10 protein-coding genes are annotated in these 15,040 nt (G+C 32.4%); 5 read left to right on the forward strand and 5 right to left on the reverse strand.

What is annotated here, in order from left to right; genetic code table 11:
- Positions 1–192: 192 nt before the first annotated feature.
- Together AB3211_RS03245 and AB3211_RS03250 are read right to left on the reverse strand one after the other, a co-directional pair.
- On the reverse strand, positions 193–2,727 hold the full coding sequence (locus tag AB3211_RS03245; RefSeq protein WP_367364676.1) for a hypothetical protein: 2,535 nt from the start codon (positions 2,725–2,727) through the stop codon (positions 193–195).
- Between the two features lie 219 nt (positions 2,728–2,946).
- Positions 2,947–4,593 carry a hypothetical protein gene (locus AB3211_RS03250; protein ID WP_367364677.1) on the reverse strand — a complete coding sequence of 549 codons (1,647 nt, stop codon included), beginning with the start codon at positions 4,591–4,593 and terminating at the stop codon, positions 2,947–2,949.
- Positions 4,594–4,784: 191 nt separating this feature from the next.
- Between AB3211_RS03250 and AB3211_RS03255 the strand changes: the two genes are divergently transcribed.
- Together AB3211_RS03255 and AB3211_RS03260 are read left to right on the forward strand one after the other, a co-directional pair.
- Entirely contained in the window at positions 4,785–5,507 is a 723-nt protein-coding gene (locus AB3211_RS03255) for an alpha/beta hydrolase (protein ID WP_367364678.1), read from the forward strand.
- Positions 5,508–5,550: 43 nt separating this feature from the next.
- Entirely contained in the window at positions 5,551–7,626 is a 2,076-nt protein-coding gene (locus AB3211_RS03260; protein ID WP_367364679.1) for a hypothetical protein, read from the forward strand.
- A 422-nt stretch (positions 7,627–8,048) separates the two neighbouring features.
- Here AB3211_RS03260 and xth read toward each other — a convergent pair whose 3' ends face one another.
- Entirely contained in the window at positions 8,049–8,828 is a 780-nt protein-coding gene (gene xth / locus AB3211_RS03265; RefSeq protein WP_367364680.1) for an exodeoxyribonuclease III, read from the reverse strand.
- Between the two features lie 270 nt (positions 8,829–9,098).
- On the opposite strand from xth, the gene AB3211_RS03270 reads away from it, so the two are divergent.
- From AB3211_RS03270 to AB3211_RS03280, 3 genes are all read left to right on the forward strand, one after another.
- A complete protein-coding gene (locus AB3211_RS03270) occupies positions 9,099–10,121 on the forward strand; it encodes a hypothetical protein (RefSeq protein ID WP_367364681.1) in 1,023 nt (340 codons plus the stop codon).
- Positions 10,122–10,432: 311 nt separating this feature from the next.
- Positions 10,433–11,461 (forward strand): IS110 family transposase, encoded by a 1,029-nt coding sequence (locus AB3211_RS03275; RefSeq protein WP_367363657.1) that lies wholly within the window; start codon positions 10,433–10,435, stop codon positions 11,459–11,461.
- Positions 11,462–12,009: 548 nt separating this feature from the next.
- The gene (locus tag AB3211_RS03280; protein WP_367364682.1) at positions 12,010–12,726 is read left to right on the forward strand and encodes a BPL-N domain-containing protein; all 717 of its coding nucleotides are present in this window, start codon (positions 12,010–12,012) and stop codon (positions 12,724–12,726) included.
- A 48-nt stretch (positions 12,727–12,774) separates the two neighbouring features.
- On the opposite strand, the gene AB3211_RS03285 is transcribed toward AB3211_RS03280, so the two are convergent.
- Together AB3211_RS03285 and AB3211_RS03290 are read right to left on the reverse strand one after the other, a co-directional pair.
- Positions 12,775–13,242 (reverse strand): DUF2269 family protein, encoded by a 468-nt coding sequence (locus AB3211_RS03285; protein ID WP_367364683.1) that lies wholly within the window; start codon positions 13,240–13,242, stop codon positions 12,775–12,777.
- Positions 13,242–14,534, reverse strand: coding sequence for an NAD(P)H-binding protein (locus tag AB3211_RS03290; RefSeq protein WP_367364684.1), 1,293 nt, complete (start codon positions 14,532–14,534; stop codon positions 13,242–13,244). Before AB3211_RS03290 ends, AB3211_RS03285 begins: the two co-directional genes overlap by 1 nt.
- Positions 14,535–15,040 lie beyond the last annotated feature (506 nt).

Consider the following 15,040-nt stretch of genomic DNA (forward strand, 5'->3'; position numbering starts at 1 on the left):
AACCTATATTTATTTAAATTTTTATCAAGTCGTGGTTTATTGCGAATGTTAAGCCTAGAGATTTATTTGTTAACTCTCTAACCAACTTGATTTTTTTATTTTAAACTTTTTCTTAATTTTTTAAAAATCATAGTTGATGACACCCTAGGCTATTAAACCAATGTCTTACATCGAATTCAGGTTACCCTAGTTTTAGACATCCATATTGTTAACGTTACCTGTGAAAGGTGTATCTTCATAATTGTCTAAATGACTGTCTAGGTTTACTCCTACTAATGCAAATGCTTCATTGCCCAAATGGCTTACTCCACTACAAAACTTCTTGATAATAGCTCTAGCACCAAATATAGCAGCTCCAACTATAACAGCTCCACCTATAGTAGCTCCAACAGCAATGCCGGAGATTTTTGCTATTGACATTGTACTACTAGCAGGATCATTAGGATTTGATTCCTTAGTAGTAGCCTCTTCCTTAAAAATAGTTTCCTCAGGAGTAGTTGAATTTTCAGTGGAGAAAGCAATAGACTCTGTCATAGTAGCACTAGACCCATCCGTAGTAGGAACAGTAGACTTCACGGTAGTAGGAGTAATAATCTCTTGCTCAGTAGTAGTCGGATATTCAGTGGAGGAAGCAATAGACTCTGTCGTAGTAGTACTAAACTCCTTCGTAGTAGGAACAGTAGACTTTACGATAGTGGAAGTAATAATCTCTTTAGTAGTAGTCGGATCTTCAGTGGAGAAAGCAATAGACTCTGTTATAGTAGTACTAGACCCATCCGTAGTAGGAACAGTAGACTTTACGATAGTGGAAGTAATAATCTCTTTAGTAGTAGTCGGATCTTCAGTGGAGAAAGCAACAGACTCTGTCATAGTAGTACTAGGCCCATCCGTAGTAGGAACAGTAGACTTTACGGTAGTAGGAGTAGGTTCTTCCTTAAGAATAGTAGTTTCTTGAGGAGTAGACCCTACTGTAACAGAATCAGTAGTAGGATTCCCAGCAGAGGAAGCAATAGACCCTATCGTAGTAGGAGTAGTAAGCTCTTCCTTAAAAATAGTAGTTTCCTCAGGATTAGTTGAATCTTCAGTGGAGGAAGTAGTAACCCTCATTGTAGTACTACTAGACCCATCCGTAGTAGGAACAGTAGACTTCACGGTAATAGGAGTACTAATCTCTTGCTCAGTAGTAGTCGGATCTTCAGTGGAGGAAGCAGTAGACTCTGTTGTAATAGTACTAGACCCATCCATAGTAGAAACAGTAGACTCCGATATAGTAGAAGTACTAGGCTTGTCCTCAAAAGTAGTAGACTTTACCGTACTAGTACTAGACCCCTCCGGAATAGAAGTAGTAAGATCTTCCTCAGTAACAGTAGTATCTTCAGTAGGGGAAGAAGTAGGCTCATTAGTAGTATGAATATCACGCTTCTCTCTCTTGCCAGTATGGGATATATCTTTAGAAGTAGCAGGCTCTTCCTCAGTAGTACTAGACTCCATTGTAGAGGTGTAGGACTCTTCATTAACATGTCTATTGTGTTCTAGTACCTTGGAGATTTTTTGTAATGTCTCAGGTTCTATATCTTTGTTGCCCCATAGGTCTACTTCAATAATATGAGTATCTGTAAGTTCTGGTATAAGATCTTCTGCCCCTTTATTGCTTATATTGTTAAGTGCTAAATTTAATACCTTAACCTTAGTATTGCCTTTTTTAAGTGATTTTATAAGACCTATTGCTATTTCATCTCCTATTTTATTACGTGCTAGATTTAATGTAGTAACTTCAGTATCTGCAAGCATTATTCCAAGGTCTGTTGCTCCGGCTCTCATATTATTATGTGCTAGACTTAATTCTTCAACCTTAGTACCTTTAAGATTTTCTCCAATCTCTTTTGCATATTCGGAACTGATGTCGTTAGCATCTAGTCTTAATACAATAATATTAGTATCTTTGAGTGCTACCATAAGTTCTTTTATCCATCTTGTATCAACGCCATTACATGCTATACGCAATGTACTAACCTTACTATTTTTAAGTATTGTTCCAATCTCTTGTGCTTTTTGGGGATCAATCTCAACATCCCATAGGTGTAATATAGTAATATTACTATTTTCGAGTTTTTGTTTGAGAATTTTTGTATTTAGAGGAGCATCGCTGAAATTTAACTCATTACCATTTATAATGTGACCATCACCTACTGCACGTTTTACCCTAGATTGGTCATACTCATCAGATACTTTTTGTTCTTTAGCCAGTTTTATTTCACTACGTTTTGTAGGATATTTTGATTTGTCATGGTTTTGGCTAGTTGGAGTAGTTGCAGAAATAGTATCAAAAAAAACAGGGGGCTTACTCTCTGTGGAATTTTTTACCGTACTTGATAAGTCATTTTGATTACCTGGCGGGAGACCCTTCCTAGGCGGAGCGGTAGTCTCAGGATGAATCATAGGTAAGAAACTAAGAACAGCCAATAAGCCTTGTGCAGAAAGAGTATGAGGCTTACTTCCGTCAATAAACCTAACACCTTCTTCCTGCTTTAAAGGATTGGTCTCACCATTTAGGATAGAACCAGTTTCTAGTATATTATTATACAGGTCTAGCGTATCATCTTGTTTGTTACCACCATTATTCAACTTTTTACTGAATAAGTGTGCTTCACGATCTTGTTTACTCAGAAACTGTCCCTGAGTCTTCCGATGCTGATTAGCCCAATCTCCATTATTAATACGTCCCATATTTTTTCTCTCCAGTTATATTACAGATTATTGAAAATTTATTTACTATAGGGTACTATTAGAATAATATTTGTTAAGCAATGTCAAGCGAATAATAAGAATATCTTAATATTTAGCAACTTTTTTGTAAAATAACTTAATCTGTATAGCATTAATGTAACCTGAATCAGGGGTAACATCAACCATAACAGAGATGATACTGAGCCTAGTATTAACTTGTTACATCGAATTGAAGTTATATTTAGCAGAATATTCCCACATAGGATTCCAATAGGTTTCTAATAATATTTTACTAGCTTCTATACTATCTACAATGATGCCAAATTGTTGTAATGATGTTGGGTAAAAATTATGACTACCAAAATAAAAAACTTTGTCATCTACTATCCAAAACTTATTATGGCTTCTTGCATTGGTATTAATAATATGATTATAACTTATATAGGCAAGATGGAGATGCTGTTTTAATTCTTGTTCGGCTATTTTACTCTCAACATGATAATCAGAAACTATCGTATTAAGTATATAATCATATAAATATTGTAAATCTACATGATCTGAGTAATTAAATCTGAATAAGTTGCTGGTCACTATATATGTATCTACTGCATTATTATGTATAGCATGTGCTATTGCTTGGATAATATTACCATTAATAGTATTAATTGGTTGTAGAACTTTATTTGCCAGTGGATCATCCTCACCTTTATTAAATAGGGCTTGTTGGCTAATTTTGATAGAGCGAGTAGCATTTTTTAGAGCAAATACCCTTGCAATTTCTGATTGATCAGCATCATCGCCAATGCCAACTCCATTGTTCAATTTACTAATAAACATTGCCTGTACAGGTAATGAACTATTAATATTAAATTCGTTATTTAAGGAAATATCTTTAGCACATTTTGTTGAAATATTACCTCTCTTATATGTATAACAATGATTCACGAGGATATCTCGATGATGTTGGACATATTTCCATAATATATTAGCATAAGTTGTTGCCCCATTTACAACAGGTCCAAATATTTTAATATTGGCATCATTAACTGGCTTTGCTTGAGTGTAATCCTGACCAAATAAATTTTCTCCACCAGTGATTAATGTATTACCATCCACCGCAATAATTTTGCCATGATTCCAAGAGAAATCAAGAGAGATATCATGTTGTTTCTCTTGATTTCCACAATTGGATTTAAATGTACATGACCTAATATTAGCAATTGATATAATTAGTTTATTATTGGCTGGTAATTTAGAAATAATATTATTTAAATAGCTTTTCATCCATTCAGGTGGGACTTCTTTATACGTACCATATAATAAGCGTATAGTTATAAGATGAGGCGAATTAATGCTTTTTTTACCTAGCGTTATGATAGCATTTTTCAACATAGCAGTAAATGCTCCTGAACTAAAGTAATCTCTACCAAGAGTTGTAATATCTACAGATGTAGTAGCATTAATAATTGTGTTATACATAGTGTCTAATACATTATATGCATTTGTTAAACATAATTTTCTATTATCCAAAGTAAAGTCAGCAGTTCGACAAGTACTGAGTCCACGGCAATCTGATTGAGTACGGCATGTTGGGACGAAAAATTGTGCATCTATCACATTATCTCCAACTGGCGTAAGCCCTTCTCCATATTCTTCTAAAGTAGCCCCCCAAATATTTGGCGTTTGCAGTAACCAATTATTTGGTATTAAATAATTGGTTGAAGGTTTATTATAGGTAATATTGTTGTAACTTGGATATGTTATCAATAAATGTTGATATATGCTATCAATTGACAATGGCTGTGCCAAAGCGGTTTTAATCGTAAATAATAAAATTAATAGTTTAATAATTAATATATTCTTCATGGTTATTTAAACGTACAAATTTGAATAATAAGAACTTAGCGGAAATACTAATTGATATCTAGGGGAATTTAAAAGTCGGTCTTGTAACATTACTAACATATAGTTATCTTGAAATCTATAAAATGGCATGTTATAATTTTACTTTTTGATCTTAGTGATCGATATAAATTAATATATTATATGTTATAATTATGGCTAACGTTTTTTTTAATGGTCCTGCCGGTCGGATCGAGGGGCTTTATACTAAATCTAGTAATCCTAAAGCTCCACTTGCTTTATTATTACATCCACATCCGCTTTATGGTGGCACTATGAATAGCAAAGTAGTTTACAATGTTTATAAATCATTAGTAGCTAATGGGTTCACAGTACTCAGAATTAATTTTAGGGGCGTTGGGCGTTCCCAAGGAGAGTTTGATAATGGTATTGGCGAAATGACTGATGCTGCAACAGCACTTGATTGGCTGCAGCTTAACAACCCTACTAGCAGTCTAAATTTGATAGCGGGGTTTTCTTTTGGAGCATGGATAGCCATGCAACTTATCATGAGAAGACCAGAGATTAATAATTTTATTACGATATCTCCGCCAGTGAATAAATATGATTTTTCTTTCTTGTCTCAATGTCCTATTTCTGGCTTTGTAATACAAGGTGACAATGATAGTATTGTATCCGAAGAATCAGTGCTTGAACTAGTAGATAAATTATCTAAGCAAAAACATATAACTGTCGACTATAAGATTATCCAAGGAGCCGATCATTTTTTTCGTAACAAACTTGGTGAATTTACCCAAGCAATTAATGATTACTTACAATTAAGGTTATTGAATAATCAGGTTACGCATTTAAAGAAGGATTTTTTAACTGAAGAAAATTTAGCAAACAAACCACTACAAAAGGTTTTTTTAGATTAACTGCAATTAACAATTAATTATAAATTATAAAAATTAGATCCTTATGGCAAAAAATCAAGAAGAAATTAAACAATCTTTACATACTCAATTATTTACAACTTTAATAAAACTTACAAAGTCAAATGGCAAAAATCAAGTTGTAAATGACAGAATCTCTAGAAAATGTGAAGAACTTGCTAGTAGCGTGATAGCACTTGCTCAAGAGCAATCATACTCTAATATTGATTTGTATAGAAAGAAAATGCGGGAACTTACACGTTCTAAATACATTGTAGGTGAAGCATTAAAGGTAATAAAAGAAACGTTTCCTGGAGATCACAATAAAGAGCTAAGGGAGCTAATAGATATTCCGCTTATGTATGCATTAGTTAAAGAAAATAAGCCAGCACGTCCAAAAAAGCTAAAAGAATCCAAAAAAATTCCACTTAAAGCTATGCTACGTGATAGAGTAACGGCTAACAAGACAGAATTTATACAAAAAGACAAGAAGAAAGCTGGTGTATCTGCTGGATATGTTGCTGAAGAAAAAGGAACACATAACACTTTCATGTTAAAACGTTTCTATAAACAGCATGTGCATTGTTTAGCTCTACATGGAGAAAAACAGCGAGAGCAAGCTTTAGCAGATCGGGATGATGGTGTGAGGGAGTTAATCGGTTCTTCTATGTATCAGTTTTTATTATATGATCGCACCCCTAAAGAGGCATTAGTAGTATCTAATCTAGCCAATTCATCATCAATTGGTATACGTTCTAAATTCTTTGATAATGTGGTACAGCTTGCAGAATTTGCTAAGGGTACTTATACTACTAGCGTTGGAGCAAATGATCAAAAATTAAAAGAATTAGAAGGATTTGAAAAGGTTATTGCTGCTTGTCATATGTTAGGGGAATTGGATTATCATGCTGGTAATTTGATGGTGCAGGATGGGAAGACTGTAACTAAAATAGATCATGGTAGATCTTTTGAAGTGTTTCACCAAGATTTTGGTGCTATGATTGAGGCAACACATAAAATGTTTTCAGAGGATGGAGTTAACTATACTGAAGCTATTAAGGCAGGTAATTTATCGTTTAACATTGAAAAATATAGTAAAGCATTAGCACAAATGACCAATCAGTTAAATGATCAGCAAATAGATGCTATAATTGATCAAAAAGTTGATGAATTGAAAAAACATGGGTTCTCTCCAGAAGGTCTCCTTGTAACAGCTAGATTTGAAGGTGATAAATTTGAAGTAAAGTGCGTTAAGGATTTTAATGAATTAAGCACATTTTATAAAGAACATATCAAGGAAAATCTCAATAATATGAAAGAGGTAGCAAGAGCAGCAGACATAGTGGCTAAATTTAGTGATGTATCTCCTGAATTTAAAAACGGTCAGTGGTTAGAAACTTTTTCTAAATCTCCTATTAAAGACCCGGTAGCCTATGCAGCTCACCATAATATTCAAATTGAGGGAAAAAGTGCTTTACAGTGGGTTAGCGAACATGATTATCAAATTAAAGTTCCTGCTCAACCTGTAACAACAACTGTTCAAGAACAACAATGGCAAAAGAGTCGAGATGGTAAATGGCAAGAGGTAAAAGTCTCGGTGTCAAAGGTTCAAAAAAGTATAACAAGTTTGAATCCAACAGAATATGTTGCAGATATAAACAAACGTCTTCAATCTCTTGGAAATAAAGTTGAGGATTTCATAAAAGAAACAGTAACTAAAGACATTACTACAGAAAAACTAGAGCATTTTTATGACAAATTATTGACCCATCTAAAAAAAGAAAAGTACCTCACTGATGAAGATGTTAAGAAAATAAAGGAAGATCCGAATTATGACAAGAATATTATACAGACAGCTCGATTAATGGAAATGACGACCCCTGATTTAACTGTTGTAGAGAAGATGTGTTATAAGGTAGCAAATTTTTGTGAAAAAATAGGACTCTCTAATTTATCGAAGCATTTGATGCATAAAATTACTCCTGAAAAATTGGCTAAGATAGATGACACAGAAAAGGTTGTAGCTGAAAGCCTAAAAATTAAAGAAATATTGTTAGAACCTATAGTAAAACCTATAGCAGTAAAACCTATACCAAAAGCTAGCCTAGGTAAAGCAAGGTAAACAAAATACCTTGCACTCGATAATCAAGTTTTTATTGAGTTATATAATTCATGGCATTTAAAAGTCATGAAAAGAAGCTGAAAAGATGTCATTCCTGCGTAGGCAGGAATCTAAAAAAATAACATGGATAATGTTGTTAGATATTTTAGATCCCTGGCTTCGTAGGGATGACACCGAGGCTATTAAACCGATGTCTTATACCATTTCCCATTATTAACTACGCTAATACTACAGCTGTAGTTACTACCCAAAGCTGTCATTCCCGCTTCGGTGCGGAATCTAAAAAAATAGCCTAAAAGACTATTAAACATTATTAGATCCCAGCTTTCGCTGGGATGACATCGTTGTGACATTAGTACTACAACTGTAGTGCTAAATAGCGTAGTTAATAATGGGAAATGGTATTACATCGATATTTGAGGTTAACTAAATATAGCAACAACGGGTATATGATCAGAAGGCTTAATTTTAGTTCGTAAATTATAATGCATGTAGCAATCATTTAGATAATCTGCAACATTGCTTGATGCAAGTATCATGTCAATACGCATACCTTTATTTTGTTCAAAGCAACCTGCTCTATAATCCCACCAAGAGAATTCTTGCTTAGTAGGATTTGATAATCTATATAAATCTTCAAAACTAGAATTTAAAATAATTCTCAGTCGTTGTTTTTCTTCACTAGTAAAACAAGTAGTATTTTGCAACTCTTTTGCTGAGTATACGTCAATATCAAAAGGAGCAATATTAAAATCTCCTCCAACTATCACCTTAGTATCAAGAGATCTCTTGGATTCGAAGTAATTAATTAAATTGTCATAAAATTCTAATTTCATCTTAAATTTATCACTACCTACCAATGAACCGTTAGGTGCGTATAATGAAGTGATACTACAAAAACCTATAGGAGTCTGTAGAGATATTTCTATAATCCGTGCTTGATTAGTACAATCAATACCCGGAAAGTCTTTTACCACTTCATTAGCTGGAAACTTTGATAAGATAGCCACACCATTATAGGATTTCTGACCATACACATAGAAATTATATGCTAGATCTGATAGTTCATCAAAAGGAAACTTATCAGTTTCACACTTGATTTCTTGTAACAAAACAATGTCTGGATCTACTTCTGTTAAAAAGTCCCGTAAATGTTGTAGTCTTATTCTTATAGAATTAATATTCCAAGTAGCTATTTTCATTTCTAATTCTTAGTGTAATTGACTATACTCGTGCCATAACACTTGCTCATAAAGGTTTATTATAAGATAATATATTTTTTTAGAATAGAAAAATAATTATGGAATGTTATAATATTACTATAAAGTATTCAAAAAGAAAAGTACCTTATATTTACTTGTGTAATTTTTGATATTAGTTTACAATCTAATCTGTTATTGCAATTATCAGGAATATAAAAAAGTTTACCTTGCGTGTGTTCGTAGTAAAAATTTATAAGTAGTTTTAATAAGATGACAAAAAAACAGAATATTCAAGAAGTTTCGGTTAAAAGTACTAAGGATCAGATCTTAGCAGCCTATAATGAGGTGGTAACAAAATTAACTGAAAAACAGGTTGAGAGTCCTCAGGAACATAAAAAGCAGGAAGAGAAACAACAAATAGTAACCAAAGCAATCAATAATTCATCGGATGATATATTAGCTGACTTAAGTACTTTAAAATCAAAGACTATTAAGAAAATTGATAATTTATCAGAACAATTGTTGGATGAGTTTCAAAAATTAGCCAATTTGCGGGAGGCTATTATTTTGGAACAAACGCATTTACAGGAACTATATCAAATTCATGAAACAGCAAATACTTTATCAGCTTTATTGCAAGCTCAATCTGAACAAAAAGAGCGTTTTGAGCTAGAAATGCAGCAAATAAAACAGAATTTTCAACAGGAAATGGCTAGTGAGAAATCCCATTGGCAACAACAACGTACGATTCTTGAGCAAGATTACAAGGAACAGAAAGATATTCTTGCAAAAACTAGAAAGCGTGAGGAAGAAGAATATAGTTATGCTTTGGAATTAAAGCGTCGCAAGGAAACTGATGAATATAATAACAGAAGAGTCATTATGGAAAAGGAATTATCTGACTTAAAAGATAATTTACTAAGACGAGAAGCTGATTTGGTAGCAAAAGAGCAGGACTATGATGCTTTAAAAGTGCAAGTGGAGGAAATGCCAAATAAAATAAAAGAGGCTATGGCAAATGCCGAAGAATTATTGCGTACACAATTATTACAACAATATGAGTTTGATAGCCAATTGAAGCAGAAAGAATATGATGGCATATTAAAACTAAACGAGCAGAGTATCGGTTATCTTGAAGACAAAATCAAGAAACAGGAAACATACATAAAAGAACTGACTGAGAAAGCAGATAATGCAACTAAGCAGGTACAATCAATTGCTTGCCGTGCCTTAGATACTTCGGGTCAACGCTTTGTGACTTTGGGTACAAGTAAGACTGAAGAAAAAAGTTGATATTTGTGACAACAACAAATAACAGAACAAATACTATAGTAGCACCAAGGATTCTAACTGACCATGGTAATTTAAAATTCACAATTAATAGTTGTTATAGATATAAATTCAACCACCATCGATGTCATTCCCGCGTAGGCGGGAATCCATAATACTTAATAATCTTTCGGGCTTATTTTTTTAGATTCCCGCCGTTGCTAAGAATGATGGTATGGACGAGTAAGTAAAAGAAACTTTACTTACTACCGTGATCACGAATATAATTCGGTCACATAATTATACTATTTAATAATTAAAAAGGAGTCCATACCATGAAAGATATTAACATACTAGGCATTGATTTAGCAAAAACAATTTTTCATATTGTTGCATTAAATAAAGATGGTGAAAAAATATTAGCTAAAAAATTACACAGAGAAGAATTTGAAGACTACATTTTAACAAACATTCCCAAGAATAGTTTATTGGTAATGGAAGCATGTGGCAGTTGTCATTATTGGAGCAATAAGTTTATGGAATCAGGTTTTACAGTAAAATTACTTAAACCATGTGATGTAAAAGCTTTTGCAAAAACTCGGCAAAAAAATGATACAAATGATGCTTTGGCAATAGCAAGAGCAGGAAAAGATCCGGAGTTAAAATCGGTTCGTATAAAAAATATATCACAACAAGAGATTAGTTGGTTACATAAACGTCGGCAACATATTATTAGACAAAGAGTACAATATAGTAATGGTTTAATGAGTGATTTACTTGAATTTGGTTATTACATAAAAATGAGTAAATCTAAATTTGCCCGTGAGGCATTAAATATAGTAGAAGATGCCAAAAATGCTGGTGTGATTTCAGAGAGAATGTATAAGGAAATGAAGGTAATAGCTGAAGAAATTGCTACGTTATTAATACAAGAATCAGCAATAGATAAACAGCTAATAGCAATAAATAAAGAATCTGAAACAGCTACTTTATTAAAAACAATACCAGGTATTGGAGAAATTAATGCTAATATACTAAGCATAGCAGCTTATGAAAATTATGATGATTGTCGAAGTTTTGCTGCAAGTTTGGGATTAGTGCCTAAGCAAAATAGCACAGGTGGTAAAACAAGTCTTGGATCTATCACTAAGAAAGGAGATAGATATGTTAGAACTATGCTGATACAAGGAGCAAGGTCTATTGCAATCAGAGCAAAAATACAAAAGGACCCCACTGATCATTTAGTGCTATGGGCAAAAAAATTGTTGGGAAGGATGAGCTTTAATAAGGCTGCTGTGGCAATAGCAAACAAATTAGCTAGAATAGCGTATGTATGTGTTACAAGAAAATGTGCATATGCTTGATAGTTGGTGGTGTATATAGATTTATCTGTATTTTATCTATATAAAAGAAGAAGTAAGTAAATAGGATTTAAGAGGTACGATATAAGCGAAAGTGATTGGAGATAATAAATGGGCATTCCAAAAACAAGTCCGAGATTTTATGTCAAGGCTCTAGAAGCCGTAAGAATGAGTGGATAACTCCAAGGATTGCGTGGAATGCGAAAACTATTATGGCACTAGATGCCGAATATATGACAGCTTATTTTTTTATTACTCCCGCATCATTTTTCTTATTGACTTACTTACTCGTCCATATATGACATCGAGTGCATATTAAGCACTTTTTCCTTCATCTATTAGGCTTGCAGCCCGACTTTTAAATTACCCGTGGTTTAGAACGTAATTACTATCATTCCTACAATTATAAAAATTCTAAATACGGCAGAAAATATTGCCGAAGCTATTGAATCACGTTCTTGGTAATTAATAATTATATTTATAAAATGCAGAATAATATCATATATTTATATAATGATTTAGGAGTGTCTATCGAATCTATTAGGCACATTATGTATACACTAAAGCAAATTGTTTTTCCTAGCTATAAAATACATTTAATTAATGCCTCAGAAATTATAGAAAACAAATGGTCAAATCAAGCTGCTCTATTAATAATACCCGGCGGAAGGGATGTATATTATACTAAACAACTTAATGGTAAAGGAAATAAAGCTATAAAAAATTATGTAGAAAATGGAGGTAACTATTTAGGTATTTGTGCAGGGGCTTATTATGGTTCAGGATTTGTAGAATTTGATAAAGATGGTTCTTTAGAAATCCTAGGAGAAAGAGAATTAGCATTTTTCCCCAACAAAACTATCGGACCTGTTCTTGCAAAATACAATTATGACGATAATAGTGGTGTACGTGCAGCATTAATTAAGTTAGCTATAGACGATAATTCTTTATCTAACAAAATTATGATTTATTATAATGGAGGTCCTTATTTTGTAGATCCTCAATTATATAAAAATATCAATATTCTTGCTTACTATCAATTTCTAGACCAATCAGTTTTACCAGCAGTTTTAAAAATCAAATATAATAAGGGGAATGTAGTTTTATCTGGCATACACTTTGAGTATTCCCCAAAGTTGTTAAATATGGATGATAAATTTCATGCTCAAATTTTATCTGAATTAGAACAAAGTGAATTTGATAGAATTAAATTCGCTGGTGTTATTTTAAAATATTTAGGATTGAAATTAAAAATCAAATATAAATAACTATTAGTTAAGTAACTGTCTAGGAAGTTATAATATATTCTAGATATTTTACATCGGCTTAAAAACCATTAAAAAGAAAATAATAACTAGGCTGATAAATGCTGGCCAGCCAAGATAAAACCATAAATTAAATAATTTATAATATTGTGCTGGTAATTGCTCATTATTTTTTAATGTTCTGACTGCAATATTCCGTAATTGTATTTGAATCCATACTACTGGTAGCCAACATGCTCCTGTAATAGCGTATCCTAAATAAGTTAAAACAAGCCATAAATCAAAGAAATCATATCCAATTATATTGATTAATATTATGCCACTAATTGGTTGAATAATAGCACTAGTGGTAGTAAAGAGAAAATCGGCAATAACCGTAGTACGTGCTGCATAAACTTTGGCTGCTAAATCCCCGGTTTTATTAGCCCACCACATAAAAAAAGCAATACCAATACCTGTACCAAACAAAATAGTAGAGCTAATGATGTGAATAGTTTTGACGACAGAATACCAATCCATTATTTATCCTTTTCTATAGCAAGTAAGACAAGAGTAAGAAGTATTATAGGAATATTTTTAGTAAGTGACCCCAAGGGTTCTAGCCATAAATCAGGCTTAAGAAAGGTTAGAAAAAATGTATAAGCTAGCATTAATAAAATCTGTAGTATACATACCCCTATAATTCTTGGCTTGATAATCATCATAGTTCCAAGAATTATATCAGCAAGACAGCTTGAATATAACATAACTTGTGCAATTTGTTCGCTAAATCCTAACTCTGTTATTATTTTCAGACCTCGTTCTGAAGTAAAAACCCCCGTAATGACGCCTGTCATAATCCAAAATAAACCTAAAATGATTTTTAATAGTGGTTTCAACAAAAAAAGTCTTGCATGCCACAGTGATTGAACAGTAAGAGGTTCAGTGGCTAATCCTTGCTCAAAACTTCTTGGAACGATAGAAGTAAAATTGATAAAGTCTTTCTTATCTGCAATATTTGGTTGTAATAGCATATTATACGAAGTGCTATTAAGTGGTCCTATACTAAAAAAGTCTCCTAACTTAGCTGCAATTCTAATAAATATTAAAGGAATCTTTATTAGTTTGGCAGGATCTAGACCAAGCCAGCTCCTAAAATTAATCAATATATCTTTTACTGTAACTATTTTTGGACCAACTATTTTTAATACTCTACAAATTTCCCCTTCTCTTTTAGTGCAATTAACAACCACTTTAGTTAAGTCATCCATATGTATGGGTTGAAATTGTTGTGATCCATCTCCTATTAAAGGAATAAACCAAGGTAAAGCTGAAAGAGATCTAAATAATGAAGTACCTCCATAACAACCACTTGTATACACAAGCGATGGTTGTAAAATTACCCAATCAATATTTTCTAAAGTTTTTAAATAATTGTCAATTTTTTTCTTTGTTACAGCATAGTCAGTAGTTTTCTCATTATCTATACCAAGAGCTGAAATATGAATAATTCTTTTTACTTTAGCTAAAATACATGCATCAAATAAAGCTTTTGGACCAAAGAAATGAACATTCTCTATTTTGTTGTTATTAGTTGAAGTTAACACTCCGGATACATTAATGACTACATCAATATTTTGTAAATTGTTAAGCCACTTTTGTTGATCAGTATCATTGTTAAAATCACAAGCTAAAATTTCTAGGTTAGGAAATTTTCTTTTAGTAGCTTTTATATCTCTAACTGCACAAACTACATCATGATTATCTTTTAATAACTCAGCGGTGATATATGAACCAATAAAACCATTAGCACCTACTACTAAAACTCTCACCCTATCCTCCCTATTATTTTCTTATAGCTAAAACTTTCCCGCGAATTAGCTATATAACCTGAATTCGATGTAACAAGTTACATCGAATTCAAGTTATAATAACATAAAATAACTAAACACTAAGTACATTAATCTCAATTCGATATAAAAATTATTAATGGATGTTACGCAATAAACGATGAACTATGCAAGCTGAGTAGCAAAAATTGAAAACCGTCTTGAACCTTTTGCACTCATTTAAAATAATAATTAACCTCAAGTATTGATGTAATAAATTAATATAGGCTCAAGTAATCATCGCCATTAGGGGTGATGTCATCAACTTGATTTTTTTATTTTAAACTTTTTTTTAATTTTTTAAAAATCATAGTTGATGACACCTTAGGCTATTAAACCGATGTCTTACATCAATACTTGAGGTTAATTATTTAACAAATTATATCATTTGGAAACTCTTTCTTATTTATAAATTAATAATTTAATCTTGACAGGGTAATAGTTTTTAT

It is taken from the genome of Candidatus Tisiphia endosymbiont of Nedyus quadrimaculatus, from assembly GCF_964059235.1.
GTDB lineage: Bacteria > Pseudomonadota > Alphaproteobacteria > Rickettsiales > Rickettsiaceae > Tisiphia.